Source organism: Streptomyces sp. NPDC052301 (assembly GCF_044593395.1).
Taxonomy (GTDB): domain Bacteria; phylum Actinomycetota; class Actinomycetes; order Streptomycetales; family Streptomycetaceae; genus Streptomyces.
The window spans coordinates 366148-382355 of the sequence record NZ_JBIUBE010000001.1; the positions used below are offsets into that span (position 1 = coordinate 366148).

14 protein-coding genes are annotated in these 16208 nt (G+C 73.4%); 8 read left to right on the top strand and 6 right to left on the bottom strand.

Features of this window, described 5'->3' with window-relative positions; genetic code table 11:
• The first annotated feature begins 195 nt into the window (after window positions 1–195).
• On the top strand, window positions 196–780 hold the full coding sequence (locus ACIHEJ_RS01435; RefSeq protein WP_400131206.1) for a hypothetical protein: 585 nt from the start codon (window positions 196–198) through the stop codon (window positions 778–780).
• 31 nt (window positions 781–811) lie between these two features.
• Window positions 812–1576 (top strand): hypothetical protein, encoded by a 765-nt coding sequence (locus ACIHEJ_RS01440; protein WP_400131207.1) that lies wholly within the window; start codon window positions 812–814, stop codon window positions 1574–1576.
• Between the two features lie 119 nt (window positions 1577–1695).
• On the opposite strand, the gene ACIHEJ_RS01445 is transcribed toward ACIHEJ_RS01440, so the two are convergent.
• Entirely contained in the window at window positions 1696–2463 is a 768-nt protein-coding gene (locus tag ACIHEJ_RS01445; protein WP_400131208.1) for a hypothetical protein, read from the bottom strand.
• 289 nt (window positions 2464–2752) lie between these two features.
• Here ACIHEJ_RS01445 and ACIHEJ_RS01450 point away from each other — a divergent pair, with 289 nt between their 5' ends.
• Window positions 2753–3424 carry a class F sortase gene (locus ACIHEJ_RS01450; protein ID WP_400131209.1) on the top strand — a complete coding sequence of 224 codons (672 nt, stop codon included), beginning with the start codon at window positions 2753–2755 and terminating at the stop codon, window positions 3422–3424.
• A gap of 36 nt (window positions 3425–3460) precedes the next feature.
• Here the strand turns inward: ACIHEJ_RS01450 and ACIHEJ_RS01455 are convergent, their stop codons facing one another.
• Window positions 3461–4297: a polysaccharide deacetylase family protein gene (locus ACIHEJ_RS01455; protein ID WP_400131210.1), complete on the bottom strand. Its 837-nt coding sequence runs from the start codon at window positions 4295–4297 to the stop codon at window positions 3461–3463.
• Window positions 4298–4385: 88 nt separating this feature from the next.
• Complete coding sequence (gene lysX / locus ACIHEJ_RS01460; protein WP_400131211.1) at window positions 4386–7664, bottom strand: bifunctional lysylphosphatidylglycerol synthetase/lysine--tRNA ligase LysX; 3279 nt, start codon at window positions 7662–7664, stop codon at window positions 4386–4388.
• 90 nt (window positions 7665–7754) lie between these two features.
• Here lysX and ACIHEJ_RS01465 point away from each other — a divergent pair, with 90 nt between their 5' ends.
• Together ACIHEJ_RS01465 and ACIHEJ_RS01470 are read left to right on the top strand one after the other, a co-directional pair.
• Entirely contained in the window at window positions 7755–8225 is a 471-nt protein-coding gene (locus ACIHEJ_RS01465) for a universal stress protein (RefSeq protein WP_400131212.1), read from the top strand.
• A 287-nt stretch (window positions 8226–8512) separates the two neighbouring features.
• Window positions 8513–9937 carry an amino acid permease gene (locus tag ACIHEJ_RS01470; protein ID WP_400131213.1) on the top strand — a complete coding sequence of 475 codons (1425 nt, stop codon included), beginning with the start codon at window positions 8513–8515 and terminating at the stop codon, window positions 9935–9937.
• A gap of 280 nt (window positions 9938–10217) precedes the next feature.
• Here ACIHEJ_RS01470 and ACIHEJ_RS01475 read toward each other — a convergent pair whose 3' ends face one another.
• Window positions 10218–10820 (bottom strand): CapA family protein, encoded by a 603-nt coding sequence (locus ACIHEJ_RS01475; RefSeq protein ID WP_400131214.1) that lies wholly within the window; start codon window positions 10818–10820, stop codon window positions 10218–10220.
• Window positions 10821–11055: 235 nt separating this feature from the next.
• Between ACIHEJ_RS01475 and ACIHEJ_RS01480 the strand changes: the two genes are divergently transcribed.
• From ACIHEJ_RS01480 to ACIHEJ_RS01490, 3 genes are all read left to right on the top strand, one after another.
• On the top strand, window positions 11056–11604 hold the full coding sequence (locus ACIHEJ_RS01480; protein WP_400131215.1) for a sigma-70 family RNA polymerase sigma factor: 549 nt from the start codon (window positions 11056–11058) through the stop codon (window positions 11602–11604).
• 145 nt (window positions 11605–11749) lie between these two features.
• The gene (locus ACIHEJ_RS01485) at window positions 11750–12265 is read left to right on the top strand and encodes a hypothetical protein (protein ID WP_400131216.1); all 516 of its coding nucleotides are present in this window, start codon (window positions 11750–11752) and stop codon (window positions 12263–12265) included.
• Between the two features lie 197 nt (window positions 12266–12462).
• Window positions 12463–13113 carry a zf-HC2 domain-containing protein gene (locus tag ACIHEJ_RS01490; protein ID WP_400131217.1) on the top strand — a complete coding sequence of 217 codons (651 nt, stop codon included), beginning with the start codon at window positions 12463–12465 and terminating at the stop codon, window positions 13111–13113.
• 3 nt (window positions 13114–13116) lie between these two features.
• Here the strand turns inward: ACIHEJ_RS01490 and ACIHEJ_RS01495 are convergent, their stop codons facing one another.
• Window positions 13117–13980, bottom strand: coding sequence for an Fpg/Nei family DNA glycosylase (locus ACIHEJ_RS01495; protein WP_400131218.1), 864 nt, complete (start codon window positions 13978–13980; stop codon window positions 13117–13119).
• Window positions 13981–14022: 42 nt separating this feature from the next.
• Window positions 14023–16116: a SpoIIE family protein phosphatase gene (locus ACIHEJ_RS01500; RefSeq protein WP_400131219.1), complete on the bottom strand. Its 2094-nt coding sequence runs from the start codon at window positions 16114–16116 to the stop codon at window positions 14023–14025.
• Between the last annotated feature and the right edge of the window lie 92 nt (window positions 16117–16208).

Sequence of the window (16208 nt, forward strand, 5' to 3'; positions counted from 1 at the left end):
GGACGGGAAGTTCTTCGGGATTTTCTTTCCGGACGCTGTGACACACGCGGCGACCGGAAGCCCGTACGGCCGTACGTTTCCCGCTGATCCGTATGTTTCGGACTGTCAAACCACGAAGCACCCCATGTCCTCCCTTATGAGCAATCGCGGCCCGCTCCGGCGTACGACAGCGTGTCGCCGCCCATGCTCTCCGTCGTGCATGGATCCGAAGTGACCCGACGCGCCCCCGTCGCACGGGCGTTGGCCCTGCTGACGCTGACCTGGACCCTGGTGGGCTGCCCGGTCGGCAGCGCGTCGGCCGACGCCTGCGCCTATGCCTCGACGGGCCCGGACGGCACGGTGGCGCTGGCCTACGCCGGCGGCCACCACTGGCCGCCTCCCCCGGGCTGTCCCGAGCCGCCGCCGTGCCCGCCCACCCCGACCCCCACACCGCCCCCGCCGCCCGAGCCACCGCCTCCACCGAAGCCGACCCCGAAACCGAAGCCGACCCCGAAACCGAAGCCGAGGCCGGCCCCCCGGCCCACCCCCGAGCCGAAACCCCCCGTGCGGCCCGCCCCGGCCCCGCCGGCCCCCCGGCCGACGCCCCCGCCCCCGCCGCCGCCCGCGCCCAAGCCGTCGCCGAAGCCCACCCCGCGGCCCTCGGTGACCCCGGTGAGCTACCCGGCGTACCACCCGCACCCCACCGCCCACCACGCCCCCGGCCGCACCGCGCCGGTCGTCTACGTCCTGCTGATCACCGTGCCCGCGATCGTCGCCGTCGCGGCCCTGCGCCCGCGCTGACGCGCCGGCCGCTCACTTCTGGAGGCACCTGTTGTCGGATTGGCTTGTTCTCGTCCTCGCGATGCTGGGGGCCTGTGCCGTGGTGGTCGTCATCACCGTCGTTCGGCACAAGCGGGCTCCCGAGGACGAGGATCCCAGCGAGACGCCGGACGTCATCGAGTACATGACCATGTGGATCGGCGTCGTGTACGCCATCGTCCTCGGGCTCGCCATCGCGGGTGTGTGGGAGGCCCGTGGCTCCGCCCAGGACCGTGTGCAGTCGGAGGCCCAGGCGCTGCACGAGATCTCGGAGCGGGTCCGGGTCTATCCGCCCGACGTCCGTGACCGGATCCGGGGCGATGTCGACGCCTATGTCACCTACGTCGTGCACACCGAGTGGAAGACGATGGCCGAGCACGAGCGGGTCACCGACCGCGGCACCGCACTGCTGCAGAAGGTCCGCGAGGACGTCGCCGACTACCAGCCGAAGAACGACTTCGAGGCGCAGGCCTACCAGCCGCTGCTGGACCAGACGGCCGCCGCGGACGCGGCCCGCAACGCGCGCGCCGGCTCCACGGGGGCCACCATGCCGCCGGTGGTGTGGTGGGGGCTGTTCACCGGGGCGCTGGTCACCATCGGCATGGTGTTCGCGCTGCAGATCCGGCGCACCGCGCGCGAGCTGGTCCTGGCCGGGCTGTTCTCCGCGACCATCGCCTTCATGCTGTTCCTCATCTGGGACCTGGACGCCCCCTTCAGCCGGGGCATCGCGGTGGCGGCGGACCCGTTCCTGAGCCTGTTCCCTTCCGTCACCGGATAGTCCCGGCCGCGGTTGTCCTGCCGCCGCTGCCGCGCCGCAGGCCTGTCGCCCCCGGCTCCAGCGGGGGACCGGGGCGACGGCCTGCCGACGGGTGCCGCACCGAAGGGGCCGCGGGGTCGTCAGCTCCGCTTCTCGTGCCGGCGGCGCAGCCGGAACACGCCGCCCGCGACCACGGCCGAGGCCACGAGTCCGCCGCCGACGGCCAGATCGGCCGGCGTGGCGCCGGTGGTGCTGCCGCCGCCGAGACCGCCCTGGACTGCCCCGAGCACGGTGAACGCGGCCGGGTGGGTCAGGGCGCGTCCGTCGCAGCGGACGGTGTGGTCGTACCGTCCGGGGCGGACGCCACGGTCGATGACGGCGACACCCCGCGAGAGGTCGTCACGGACCGGTGTCAGCGGGGCCGTGCGGAAGCCTCGGGAGGTCATCACGCCGCCCCGGCAGCCGTTGACGGTGACGGTCGGGCCGGCCCCGGCGGGGAGCACACCGGGCGTGACGACGATGTCGGGCAGGACGCCGCCGTCCCGGCCGCCGAAGTCGTTGCCCGGCCCGTCCCGGGGGCCGGATCCGTCGCCGAGCCCGCCGAGGTCGTCACCCGGACCGTTGCCGCCGCCCGGGTGGCCGAAGTCGTCACCCCGGCCACCGAAGACGTCTCCGCGGCCGTCGCCGGTGAAGCCGCCGACGCCGGCCGCTCGGACACCGGTACCGCCGACACCCGTCCCTGCGACGCCGGTGCCTGCCACGCCGGTGCCCCTGCCGACGACGACTGCTGCCCCGTGGGAAGTGGACGGCCCGCCGCCACCCGGGCCGTTGGCGACGGCCGCGGTGGTGGCGAGCCCGAGTGCCGCGGCCGCGGAGCACGCGGCCGCGAGGGCACGTTGATTTCGCATGTGGTCCTCCGCGGAAGGCGCCCCGGGTCTCGTGCCCGGGTCGGTCGGCGAGACAGCACCTCCCGGAACGACCCTCGGGCGCCCGGAACACGCCCGCATCCGGAGAATGGTCCGTCCTGATGATCCGACACTTCGTCAGACGACCACACCGCCGGATGTCTCCGCAGGTCATGGGCGCTCAGGAAAAATCTCCGGATCGCAACTCGGATGGCGCACCCGCCGCGTGGCCGGCCACCCGTTCGCCGCTCACCCCGTCGCCCGGCGCCCGCGCGGGACTTAGCGTTCTCCCATGTCTGCGTCCGAACTGTCCGAGCCTGCGGAGGAGGAGCGCCGGAGGAAGCGCGCTCCCTGGGGCATGACAGCGCTCGTTCTGCTGACCGGCCTGGCGCTCATCCGCAACGGTTCGGGGGAGTTCGACGTCGGCCCGCCCCAGCCCGCCTCGGCCGCGGCACCGGACACACGGTCCACCCCGGGACCGGTGGCCGGCACCTCCCTCACCCCGCTGCCGTTCGCCGCCGTCGACCGGATCCGCATCCCCGCGATCCGGGTGGACGCCCCGGTCGTTCCCGTCGGCCTGGACGCGAGCGGCTGGATCGGCGTGCCGCCACCGGAGAACGCCGATCTGGCGGGCTGGTTCACCGGTGCGGTCTCCCCCGGCGAGAAGGGCACGGCCGTCGTCGTCGGCCACGTCGACAACCGGCAGGGCCCCGCCGTGTTCTACGGGCTCGGAGCCCTGAGAAAGGGCAACCGGGTCGAGGTCCTGCGCAAGGACGGAAGGACCGCCGTGTTCGAGGTCTACGGGATCGAGGTCTTCGAGAAGAACAACTTCCCCGGCGAACGCGTGTACGGCTCGAAGGGAGCACCGGAGCTGCGGGTCATCACCTGCGGCGGCGTCTACTCGAAGCCGAACGGCTACGCCGGGAACGTCGTCGTCTTCGCCCGCCTGGTCGCGGTGGACTGACGACCGCGACCGGGCGGACGGATGCCCGGAACGTCGTCACACGCGTCTGCGGGGCACCGTCAGGTGGTATCCGGAGTCGAGGAGATGAGGCAGCCATTCGCGGATCGCGCGGACGGTCTGCGAGCGGTCGCCCCCGGCGTCGTGGGAGAGCACGACGACGCCGGGGGCGGCGCCGCTCTCCACCCGGTCGATGATGGTGTCGGTGCCGGGCGTCTCCCAGTCGGTGGTGTCGACCGTCCAGGCCATCGGCTCCATGCCCATCTCGGCGCCCAGCTGGAAGGCGGCCCGGTTCCAGGCGCCGTAGGGCGCGCGGAACCACTGCGGGCGCTCGCCGTAGGTGTCCTCGATGACGTCGCTGGTGCGCTCCATCTCGGAGCGGATCTCCTTGCGGTCGAGCGTCGTCAGCAGCGGGTGCGTCCAGGTGTGGTTGCCGACGACGTGGCCCTCCTCGGCCATCCGGGCCACCAGTTCCCTGTTCTCGACGACGCACTCGCCGCATACGAAGAACATGGCCCGGACGTCGTACTTGGCGAGGGTGTCGAGGATGTGCGGGGTGTACTCCGGGTTGGGGCCGTCGTCGAAGGTCAGCATCATGCGCCGGCCGCGCCCGGAGATCTGCAGGATGGGTTCCTTGCGCACCTTCAGCTTGCGCGGTGCGGCGCGCGGCGGTCCGTAGCCGGTGAGCGGCTGGAGACGGAAGGCGGAGGGCTTGAGCGCCTGGGCGGCCTGCGCGCCGGCGGCGGGTGCGGCGGCGGTCACGGTGGTCTCCTCGTCACCGCCCGCCAGGACGACTCCGGCAGTGCCGGCGGCCCCGAGTGCGGCGGCGCCGGCGAGGAGCATCCGGCGCCGTGTGAACAACTGATCCTTCTGCATGACTCATCACTCGCCCCGCCGGACTCCGGCGCACCCCGACGACACCGGTGCGGCGGCGCGAATGCACCCGGACGGACCAGCGCGTGACTCAGCGGCGGCGCACCAGCGGGAAGGGCAGCGTCTCCCGGATCGTCAGGCCGGTGAGGAACATGACGAGCCGGTCGACGCCGATGCCGAGGCCGCCGGTCGGAGGCATGGCGTACTCCAGGGCCTCCAGGAAGTCCTCGTCCAGTTCCATGGCCTCCGGGTCGCCGCCGGCGGACAGCAGTGACTGCTCGGTGAGCCGCCGGCGCTGTTCCACGGGGTCGGTCAGCTCGGAGTAGGCGGTGCCGAGTTCGGTGCCGAAGGCGACGAGGTCCCAGCGCTCGGCGAGCCGCGGGTCGGCGCGGTGCTGCCGGGTGAGCGGCGAGACGTCGGTCGGGAAGTCCCGGTAGAAGGTGGGCAGCCGGGTGCGTGCCTCGACGAGGCGCTCGTACATCTCCAGGACGACGTCGCCGGGGGTGTCGTCCGCGGTGTACGGCACCCCGGTGCGGTCGCACAGCCGGTGCAGGCGCAGCAGTTCGGTGCCGGGACCGATCTCCTCCCCCACCGCCTCGCAGAGCGCGCCGTACACCGTCCTGACCGGCCAGACTCCCGAGATGTCGTACTCCTCGCCGTCCTTGCGGGCCACCGGGGAGCCGAAGGCGGCGGTGGCGGCGCCCTGGATCAGTTCCCGGGTCAGGTCGAGCATGACGAGGTAGTCGGCGTGCGCCTGGTAGGCCTCGAGCATCGTGAACTCGGGGTTGTGCTTGTAGGAGACTCCCTCGTTGCGGAAGGTGCGGCCCAGTTCGAAGACCTTCTCCAGGCCGCCGACGCAGAGCCGTTTCAGGTACAGCTCGGGGGCGATGCGCAGGTACAGGTCGAGGTCGTAGGCGTTGATGTGGGTGGTGAAGGGGCGGGCGTTGGCGCCGCCGTGGATCTGCTGCAGCATCGGCGTCTCGACCTCGAGGTAACCGCGCTCCAGCAGCCCCTGCCGCAGGGCCTGGACGGCGGCGGAGCGGGCCCGCAGCACGCTGCGGGCGTCCGGGCTGGTGGCCAGGTCGAGATGGCGGCGGCGGACCCTGGCCTCGGGGTCGGTGAGGCCGCGCCGCTTGTCGGGCAGGGGGTGCAGGCACTTGCCGGTCAGCTGCCAGGAGGTGACGAAGACGGTGGGTTCGCCCCGGTCGCTGAGGCCGGTGCGGCCGGTGACGGTGATGTGGTCGCCGATGTCGGTGTCGGCGGTGAAGCGGCCGAGGGCGGCGCCGGACCGGTCGCGGGTGAGGGCGATCTGGTGGTCGCCGGACCAGTCGCGCAGTACGGCGAAGACGATGCCGCCGAAGTCCCGGACCAGCATGACGCGTCCGGCGACGGTGACGTCCTCGTCAGGGGGGAGGCCGGCGAGGGCGTGGGTGGGGGCGGGGACGCCGACCGGGTAGGGGTCGGTGCCGGCGGCGCGCAGCCGGTCCAGCTTGTGGTGCCGGACGCGGACCTGTTCGGGCAGGCCCGCGTCCGGGGCGGCGGGCCCGGCCTGGTCCCCTCCGTCGAGGCCGAGCGCCGTCAGGGACGGCAGCCCCTCGGTGGTGGCAGGCCGCTGTCCGGTCCTCGGGTGCCCCTTTCCCCAGAGTTTGCGCAACGACGGTACGGAGACGAAGCCTTCGGCGATGCCCGAGGCGAGGCCGATGCGGGCCAGTGAGGGGGCCTCGCCGTAGCAGATGAAGCGCGGGTACCACTCGGGGTGGTACTTGGCGTTGGACCGGTAGAGGGCCTCCAGCTGCCACCAGCGGGAGAAGAACAGCAGCAGGCGGCGCCAGAGCCTGAGCACGGGTCCCGCGCCGATGCGGGCGCCCTCCTCGAAGACGGAACGGAAGACGGCGAAGTTCAGCGAGACCCGGCGCACGCCCAGCTTCGGTGCGGCGGCGCACAGTTCCGCGGCCATGAACTCCATCACGCCGTTGGGGGCCGCGCGGTCACGGCGCATCAGGTCCAGGGAGATGCCGTCACGGCCCCAGGGAACGAAGGAGAGCAGGGCGAGGAGCCGGCCGTCCTCGCCGAGGGCCTCCACGAGCAGGCAGTCGCCGTCGGCCGGGTCGCCGAGCCGGTCCAGGGCCATGGAGAAGCCGCGCTCGGTCTCGGTGTCCCGCCAGGCGTCGGCCTTGTCGACGACCTCCTCCATCTCCCGGTCGGTGAGGCCGGCGTGGCGGCGGATCCGGGTGGTGGCTCCGGTACGGCGGACCCGGTGCACGGCCTGCCGGGTGACGCGCATGTCCCGGCCGTTCAGGTCGAAGTCGGCCACGTGGACGATCGCCTCGTCGCCGAGCTGCAGCGCGCCGAGCCCGGCCCGGGCGTAGGCGCGGGCGCCGTCCTCGGAGGCGCCCATCACGGCGGGCGCCCAGGCGTACCGGCGGGCCACGTCCAGCCAGGCGGCGATCGCGTGCGGCCAGGCCTCCGGATCGCCGACGGGGTCGCCGCTGGCCAGGCACACCCCCGCCTCCACGCGGTAGGTGACGGCGGCCTTGCCGCTGGGGGAGAAGACGACGGCCTTGTCCCGGCGGGTGGCGAAGTAGCCGAGGGAGTCCCGCTCGCCGTAGGCCTGGAGCAGGGCCCGGATGCGGGCCTCCTCGTCGTCGTGGAGGGCGGCTTCCAGGCGCTGGGACCGGAACAGCGTGGCGGCGGCGTTGAGCAGGGCCAGCGCGCCGAGGAGGCCCAGCACGAAGGTGACCTGGTGCGGCGGGCGGCCGGCGAAGGAGGCTGCCGAGACGAGGCCGCCGCACACGCGGTCCGCCGCCCAGGCCAGGTGCTGGTCCGCCGGGAGCGTGCCCGGGAACAGCATGACCAGCCCCCAGCCCAGCAGGATCGCCACGGCGAGCCCGATCAGCAGCACGGCGAGCGCCCGCCGTACGGCGGCGCGGCGGGAGGCGGCGTAGAACTCCCGGCGCGCGACGACCAGCAGGAGCAGCAGCAGTCCGCACAGCACCAGGGACGGCAGGGACTGGGCGTACAGGCCGAGGGCCACGCCGAGCGCGTCGGTGAGGACGACCAGCCCGAGATAGACGACGACCAGCCACCAGGCGACCCTCTTGCGCGCGGCGGTGGCGGCGGCCAGCAGGAAGAGGAAGACGGCGTAGGCGAGGTTGGCGCTGATCGGGAGCAGGAGCAGGTCGAGGGTGTGCACCACCGGGCGGAGCAGGCGGCGCAGCGGTTCGATGAGCGCGAGCAGGGCGCACAGCAGGCCGAGCGCGGCGAAGAGCGTCGCGAAGGCCTCCGGCACCCAGCCGAGGCGTCCGCCGACGGGCGGGCGTATCGGGGCCGTGGCGTGCCCGCGTGCGGCGGGCTCCGCGGTGGCAGTCATGGTTCCGACTCTAGGAAGGGGGCGGGCCGCTCGCCCGTCGAGCGCGCCCCTGACCCCGGACGGAGGAGCCGGTTCCCATAGCCTCGGCTCGTGACGGAACGGCACGAACAGCACTCGCACCAGTTCGAGCTGGGCACGGACGGGCCCAAGGTCATCGTGGTGGGCGTGGACGGCTCGGACTCCTCGATGCGCGCCGCCGCTTACGCGGGCGGTCTGGCCCGGCGGCAGCGCGCGCTGCTGGCCGTGGTGTACGTGCAGCCCGTGCTCGCGGCCGGGGCGGCGCTCGGGGCGCCGGTGGCGGAGACGACGGACGAGATCGCCGAGGACCTGATCGCGCAGATCCGGGAGGCGGCCGACCGGGTCCGGGGGATATTCGACGTGCGCTGGGAGTTCCACACCTTCCGCGGCGACCCCTTCACGGGTCTGGTGCAGGCGGCCGACGACCTGAGGGCGGACGCGGTGGTCGTGGGCGCCTCGGAGCAGGCCGGCCACCGGATCATCGGATCGGTGGCGGTCCGGCTGGTCAAGGCGGGACGTTGGCCGGTGACGGTCGTCCCGTAGGGCGCCGGAGCAGCGGCAGGATCGCGAGGAGCGGCACTCAGGCCGGGGCGGCGGGCGTACGGGCCACCCGGTCGGCCGGGGTGAGCCCGGGGTGAGCTCTGGGCGCGCGGCGCCGCGGATCGGGCCGATGATGCCCGGCCCGGCTCACGGTGCACCCGCGCTCCCCGGTCAGGCCTGTCCCGCGCCCGGACGTCGGTTCGGGCCGTGCGTGGCGTCTTCCCTGTGCAGCGGGGCTGAGCCATCATGATCCGCCGTCAGCCGTTGCCGTCGGTGAAGAGGTGAGGCGCATGGCCAGGATCCGCGCGGGTGAGGGGATTCTCCGCCGCAAACCCATCGAGCACATCGAGGAGACGGAGGTCGGCGAGGGGCCCCGGCTGGACAAGTCGCTGGGACTCTTGCAGCTCACGGCGATCGGTGTGGGCGGCATCATCGGCGCGGGCATCTTCACGCTGGCCGGCACGGTGGCGAACGGCACGGCCGGACCCGCGGTGCTGGTGTCGTTCCTGATCGCCGGTGTCGCGAGCGCGTGTGCGGCGCTGTCGTACGCCGAGTTCGCGGGGCTGATCCCGAAGGCGGGGTCGGCGTACACGTACGGCTACGCGGTGCTCGGCGAGTTCGCGGGCTGGTTCATCGGCTGGGACCTGCTGCTGGAGTACACGGCGATCGTGGCGGTGGTCGCGATCGGCATCTCCGGGTACTTCGGATTCCTGGTCGAGGAGATGGGCGCGAAGCTGCCGCACTGGATGCTGGGCGCGCCGGGTACCGGGGACGGGCACCGGGTCGACCTGTTCGCGGCGATCCTGTGCCTGCTGATCGCCTGGCTGCTGAACCTGGGCATCCGCAGCGCGGCCCGCTTCGAGACGTTCGTGGTCGTCCTGAAGGTGCTGGTGGTGCTGCTGGTGATCGGGGTGGGCGTGTTCCACATCAACTCGGCGAACTACCACCCGTTCTTCCCGTTCGGCATCAGCGGGGCGTTCACCGGTGCGGCGACCGTGTTCTTCGCGGTGTTCGGCTACGACGCGATGTCGACCGCGGCCGAGGAGTCGAAGGACGCGCAGCGGCACATGCCGAAGGCGATCATCTACTCGCTGGTGATCTCGATGGTCCTGTACGTGGCGGCCTGTCTGGTGCTGACGGGCATGCAGAACTACAAGGACATCGACCCGGAGAGCGGCTTCTCCTCCGCGTTCAAGTCGGTGGGCCTGAGCGGGCTCGCGGACGTGATCGCGGTGGGCGCGATCATCGGCATCCTCACCGTGATGTTCACGTTCATGCTGGGCGTGACCCGGGTGTGGTTCTCGATGTCCCGGGACGGTCTGCTGCCGCGGTGGTTCGCCAAGACGCACCCGACGCGGCACGTGCCGACCCGGGTGACCTGGATCGTCGGCGCGGCGTCGGCCGTCATCGCCGGGTTCATCCCGATCGCCGAGGCGGCCGAGCTGACCAACATCGGCATCCTGCTGGCGTTCGTGGTGGTGTGCGCGGCGGTGATCGTGCTGCGCTACCGGCAGCCGGACCTGCCGCGCACGTTCCGCACCCCGTGGATGCCGGTGGTGCCCGCGCTGGGGATCCTCTTCTCGATCTGGCTGATCACTTTCCTGCAGTGGCAGACCTGGGTGCGGTTCGCGGTGTGGTTCGCGATCGGCTGCGTGATCTACTTCGGCTACTCGTACCGCCGTTCGGCCCTGGCCGAGCGGCGGCCCCCCGCGTGACCGCCGGCTGATCACGCCGGTGGTCCGATCGCTCGCCCGTGTCCAGGCCGTCCCGCCGGCGTCGAGGCCTTGGGCCTGCGGGACGCGGGGGCCGGTTTCCGGACCGGGTCGACGTCCGGGCGGCCGCCGGTCGTGGAGGCGGTGCGTCTCCCGGCGAGGCCGAGCCGGGGCCGGTCGGGTTCGTCGTGCCACCGGGTGTCCCGGTGCGCGGGGGCCACGGCCGTGCCGGCACCGGCCCGCCGGGCGGCTCGGGCGCCGACGGCCGTCCGGTCCGGGTCGGTCAGGCCGACGGCCCGGGGCTCGCCGGCGGCAGCGGGACGCCGTTGGTGCCGGGGGTGTCCGACGGGTGCGCGACCTCGGCCGGTCCCGCCCGCAGGAGCGTGACCGAGCGGGCCTCGGCGTCGCGGGCGGTTCCGGGGTGCCGCGGGCCCGCCCCGTCCATGGCGTCCGGGGTGCTCCGGACGCCGGCGGCGCCGTCGTCCGGGGCGTGGTCGCAGACGGTGGAGCAGCCGTCGCAGCCGGTTGCGGCGAGGCCCTCCATCTGCGGCGGGGGCTCGGCGGCGGGATGGACGCAGTGGCCGCCGCCGGCGCCGTGGACGGTCTCCGCGTGACACAGGGCCAGGCCGGCGCGGAGGACGACGGGTTCGGCGCCGAAGAGCACGGGCCGCGAGTCGTAGCCGTCGCCGTGGGCGTCGAGGGCGGCCCGGTCGATGACGGGGCTGTGCGGCAGGACGTCCCCGGAGGCGGCCAGGGCGGAGCCGCGGGCGGCCGAGGCCGGGGGCGCCGGGTGCCCGGCCCCCTGGCGCTCGTGGTTCTGGCAGGCGGCCGCGGCCGCGAGGACGGCGGTCAGGACCAGGGCCACCTGGCGTCTGCGTGCGATCATCAGCTCACCCCAGGGCTGTCGTATATACCGACAAAGCGGTGACGGCATATGAGTACGAATCTGGGCCGCCGGATAAACAGCACGGGCGGCTTCCTTAGCCCATCCGGGGCCGTACGGGGCCGCTCGCCGGACCGCTCGTCCGACCGTCCGACCGTTCACCGACGCGATCGACCGTCCGTCGCACAGCCCGGCGCACCCCCTGTCCCCCGGCTGTCCGGCGCGCTGCCATACGGCCATGACGGCCGGTACCTCACTCACCCCCGGGACGACGACCGCCGAGCACGAGCTGGCGGCGCTGCAGCGCGAGCACGGCGGGCCCCTGTTCGCCCTCCTCCTCAGGCTCTGCGACGGCGACCGGCAGCGCGCCGAGGACCTGGTGCAGGAGACCCTGGTGCGCGCCTGGCAGCACCCGGAGGCGCTGCACGCCGCCGGCTTCGACTCGGTACGGCCCTGGCTGCTGACCGTGGCCCGGCGGCTCGCCATCGACGCCCGGCGGGCGCAGCGGGCGCGGCCCCCCGAGGTGGGCGCCGAGGTGCCCGAGACCGCGCGGGTGACCGCCGATCACGCCGAACGGGCCGCCGCGGCGCTCGATGTGCGGGAGGCTGTGAAGACACTCACGCCCGAGCACCGTGACGTGCTCCTACTCGTGTATTTCCGCGGGGCCAGTGTGGCGGAAGCGGCGAAGACGCTCGGCATTCCACCCGGTACCGTGAAGTCCCGCGCGTACTACGCGCTGCGCGCCCTGCGCCGGGTCCTTCCGGGTTATGCGACCGACCTGCACTGAAACCGGAAGCAGGGTCAAACCTCGGTAAAGCGCCTTGCTGTGCCCCCCGTTCGGGCAATGGGCTGTCCTCATGCACGTTCCGGTCGGGAGGCCGGGCCCGGCGTTCGGGCGACGCGCGCACGCACCGGAGGAAGGGCAGGAAGGGATGCTGCACAGAGGGCACGAGAGCACGGACGGCACCGACGACGGTGAACTGGCCGTCCCCATGGCCTGGTTGTACGCCGAGTACATCGCCGACGAGCTGCTGCGCACCGGCGATCTGATGCCGCCGACGTCCTTCGAGTTCCGGGCCGGCCGGGACGCGCTGGCGCTCACCGTCTTCCTGTCCGACACCGACGGGGAGCTGTCCGGCATCCGGGTGATCTCCCAGCTGGAGAACTGGCTGTCGCTGACCGCCTACGACCAGCCGTGGCAGGACTGGGTGCGCACCCGCATGGCCGAGCTGACCGACCGTGCCGCCGAGTCCGGCACCCCCTCGCCCGATCTGGCCCTGGCGGTGGACGCCTGGCGCTGGCTGGAGGAGACCGAGCTGCTCGCCCCGGACCTGGACGCGGTGCCGGGCGGCGGGCTGACGGCCGGCGAGGACGACGGCCCGAAGGTGTGGACCCCGGCCTGGCGCCTCGGCCTGCCCCTCGGCCATCTGGCCATCCACCTCTTCTGACCCGCCGGGCCGGGGACGCGCATCCGCCCGGATCCACGGGGCGGGACTTTTTCGGGAAAGGGACCAATCCGTGTGCCGGAGCGCTCCGAATCTCCTGTCCGGGATTCTGTGCGTGGCTTGAGTGATTCGGCTGTCCGGTGCGTACGGGTGGGAGCAAGGAGTAACCCCACCCACACCCTTCGGCACGAGGATTCGGCATGAGGTCCCTGGAAAGGCATCGCGACGTCGGCGCGTACGCGCTCGGCGTGCTGGACGAGGCGGAGGCCTTCCGCTTCGAGGACCACCTTCTGGAGTGCCCTCAGTGCGCGGCACGCGTGACCGAGTTCGGGCCCGCGACCCGGCAGCTGATGCTGTACCGCCGGGCCACGCCGCGCTTCGTGCACCCCATGGCACAGCCCGGTCCCCGGCTGCTGGACCGGCTGCTCGGCGAGGTCGCGCACCGGCACCGGGCGCGCCACCGGCGGTTTCTGTACGGCCTGGCCGCCTCCGTGGTGCTGGCGGTCGTCGGTCCGGGGATCGTGGCCTTCGCCGGCCATGAGGAGCCGGCCGCCCATGTCACCGCGGCGACCGACCCGCGGACCGGGGTGTGGGCCGAGGTCACGGCCGACGACGGGGACGCGGGCAGCCGGCTGCTGCTCAAGGTGAAGGACGGCACCGGTCCCCACGCCTGCCGGCTCGTCGTGGTGGGCCGCGACGGCACCGAGCAGGTCGCCGGCACCTGGATGGAGCCCGGCCACCACACCGGTGCCTTCACCACCCTCGGATCCTCCACGATGCACGCCGACCAGATCGCCCGCTACGACGTGCGCACCTCGGACGGACAGCGGCTGGTGTCCGTCGAGCCGTAGGCCTTACTTCAGCAGCCGCGACATCCTGCGGTCCGCCAGGGGCTTGCCGCCCGTCTGGCAGGTGGGGCAGTACTGGAGCGAGGAGTCGCTGAAGGAGACCTCGCGGATGGTGTCGCCGCACACCGGACACGGCTCGCCGGTGCGGCCGTGGACGCGCAGGCCGCTCTTCTTCTCCGTCTTCAGCCGCCCGGCGGCCACGCCACGGGAGCGCTCGACCGCCGCGGTGAGCGTGCCGCGCAGCGCCGCGTAGAGCCGGCCGGTCTCCTCGGGGGTGAGGGACGCGGCGAGCTTGAACGGGGACATCTTCGCGGCGTGCAGGATCTCGTCGCTGTACGCGTTGCCGACGCCCGCGATCAGGCTCTGGTCGCGCAGGGCACCCTTGAGCCGGCGTCTCTCGTCCTTGAGCAGGGCGGCGAAGCGCTCCTCGTCGAAGTCGGCGGCCAGCGGGTCCGGGCCGAGCCGGGCGATGCCCTCGACCTCCCCGGGGTCACGCACGACGTACACCGCCAGGCGTTTCTGGGTGCCGGCCTCGGTGAGGTCGAAGCCCTCGCCGGTCTCCAGTGCCACCCGCAGCGCCAGCGGGCCCTTGCCCGGCTTGGGCGGTCCGGCCGGCAGCGGGTCCTTCCACTGCAGCCAGCCCGCGCGGGCCAGATGGGTCACCAGGTGCAGCCCGCTGTCCACCGCCAGGTCGAGGAACTTGCCGTGCCGGCGCACCGACGTCACCGTGCCGCCCTCGAGGGCGGAGACCGGGGGGTCGTACGTCTTCAGCACGCTGACGGCGACCGGCAGCACCCGCACCACCCGGCGGCCGGCCAGGTGCTCGGTGAGAAAGTCCTTCAGCGCCTCCACCTCGGGCAGTTCCGGCATAGGTCCAGGGTGCCATCCGGCACCGACGACGGCAGGCGGGCCTCAGCGGTCCGCCCGCGGCAGCCGGAACTCGCACCACACCGCCTTCCCGCCGCCGCGTGCCTCGACGCCCCAGGCGTCGGAGAGCCGCTCCACGAGGAGCAGGCCGCGGCCGGACACGCCGTTCTCCCCCGCGTCGCGGCGGCGCGGCAGGGCGCTGGAGGAGTCCTCGACCTCGATCCGGAGCCTGCGGTCGCCGCCGTCGTCGAGGGCCCGCAGGGTCACGATCGCGGAGCCCTCGGTGTGCATCAGGGCGTTGGTGATCAGCTCGTCGGTGGCCAGTTCGATCTCGTCGGCGCGGTCGCCGGCGCCCCAGGCGCGGACCGCGGCGCGGAACAGGTGCCGGGCGTGGGTGAGGGCCTCGGGGTCGCCGGGCGTGACGTGCTGCCGGAGCCGGCCGCCGGCCCGGGGGGCCTCGGGGACGCGGCGGCGCAGCAGGAGCAGTGCCACGTCGTCGTCGCCGCCCCGCTCCTCGGCCAGCCGGATCAGCCGGTCGGCGAGGGCGCGCACGTCCTGCGGGCCCTCGGCGACGAGCGCGGTGAGGCCGCGCATGCCGTCGTCGAGGTCGGTGCCGGGCTGCTCGACGAGTCCGTCGGTGCACAGCAGCAGGGTGTGGCCGGGGTCGAGTTCCAGGGTGGAGACGGGGTACTCCAGCCGGCTGAACTCGGCGGACAGGCCGAGCGGCAGACCGCCCTCGACGGGCGCCCGGCGGCAGCTGCCGTCGCTGTGCCGGATCAGCGGGTCGATGTGCCCGGCGCGTACCGCCTGGACGACCCCGGTGGACAGGTCGGCCTCGGCGTACAGGCAGGTGGCGAAGCGGTCGGTGTCGAGTTCGTGGAGGAAGACGGAGGCACGGGCCATGACGGTGGCCGGGGTGTGCCCTTCGGCGGCGTAGGCGCGCAGCACGATCCGCAGCTGGCCCATGACGGCCGCCGCGTGCGTGTCGTGGCCCTGTACGTCGCCGATGACCGCGCCGACCCGGCCGCCGGGCAGCGGGATCAGGTCGTACCAGTCGCCGCCGATGTCCCGGCCGAGGGTGCCGCCGACGGCGGCGGCGCGGTAGCGGACGGCGATGTCGGCGCCGCGCACGCTGGGGATGGTGCGGGGCAGCATGGCCTGCTGGAGGCTCTGGGCGAGGTCCTTCTCCTGCTCGTAGAGCATGGCCCGCTGCAGGCTCTGCGCGATGCTGGAGCCGAGTGCGACCAGGACGGCCCGCTCCTCGGCGGGGAAGCCGCGCCGGTCGTCGTAGAGCAGGCCCATCGCGCCGATCGGGCGGGCCTGGGCGATCAGCGGCAGATAGGCGGCCGAGGTGATGTGCAGGTCGGTGATGTGGGGCCACAGGATCGGGTAGCCGTCGGCGAACTCCTCCGGGGACTCGATGAACCGGGGCGTGAGCGTGCGGACGACCTCGCTCATCGGGTACGGCTCGGTGATCCGGGTGATCCGGGTGCCGGGCACCGAGGCCCCGGCGGGCCCCTCGGCGACGAGCCGGATCCGGCCGGCCTCCACCAGGCCCATGACGAGGCTGGCCGCACCGAGGTGACGGACGCCGTGGGTGTCCTTCAGGACGTCGATGACGTCCCGGACGCTGCGGGCGTCGGCGAGGGCGGCGGAGACGGCCTGGACGATGTCGGTCTGCTGTCTGAGGGCCTCGGTCCGGGCGGCCCGCAGCGTGCGGGCCGTGCTCTCGGCGAGTTCGTCGGTGGCGTCGCGGACGATGCCGACGACCCGGCGTGGCCGGCCCGACGCGTCGCGCCGGATGTAGCCCTGGGTGTGGGTCCAGCGCAGGGCGCCGTCGCGGCAGCGGATACGGAAGTAGACGCCGTAGTTCTCGCTGCCGTCCTTGATGGCGCGGGCGACCGCCGCGTCCAGCCGGGCGGCCTCGGGCGGCGGGACCCGCAGGGCCAGGGACTCCGGCCGGCCGTCGTACTCCTCGGGAAGCAGGTCGAACACCGTGTAGGCCTGTGCGTCCATGTGGAACAGACCCGCGTCCAGGTCCCAGTCGAAGCTGCCCATGCGATTGAGCGCGAGGATCGGTTCCGGCTGGGCGGGCCAGTCCTCAGGGAGTGACAGGGCATGCGCTCCCCGATCAGCCATGGGGCCCACCTTGCCAGGAATCGCCCGATTCTTCGACCTCGGGTTACGCAGGCGGAGGGGCGCGGTACACGGAGTCACGGGCCCTTCGCAGC